The sequence below is a fragment of the Neisseria sp. P0009.S007 genome (genome assembly GCF_051962515.1).
In genome coordinates this window covers 1-358 of sequence record NZ_JBQCVF010000964.1, presented here as the reverse complement: position 1 = coordinate 358, position 358 = coordinate 1, and the positions used below count along the sequence as shown (strand labels likewise).

At 56.4% G+C, this 358-nt stretch carries 1 protein-coding gene; it reads left to right on the top strand.

All coding sequences use genetic code 11. From position 1 onward, the window contains the following. The coding region (locus tag ACTHS3_RS17330; protein WP_440368679.1) for a S4 domain-containing protein at positions 1–358 on the top strand (358 nt) is incomplete at both ends.

Below are 358 nucleotides of genomic sequence, written 5' to 3'. Positions count from 1 at the left end.
TGCCGCCAAAGCCAAAAAACTGGTTGTCCGCAACCCTAACCACAAAATCATGGAGCACGCCCGCGATTTGAAAGAACGTCGCAGCGACCTTTCACGCTTCGAACCCGAGCGCCTGCAAAAAGTCCTGGCCGCTTCCGGCGTCGGCTCACGTCGAGAAATGGAAGAATGGATCAGCAACGGCTGGGTAACGGTCAACGGACGCATAGCCCAACTGGGTGAAAAAGTCACGCCCGACGATCACGTTACCGTCAAAGGCAGCATCATCAAACTCAAATGGGCAGACCGCCTGCCGCGCATCATCCTCTACTACAAACAAGAAGGCGAAATCGTTTCCCGCGACGACCCGCAAGGCCGCGTC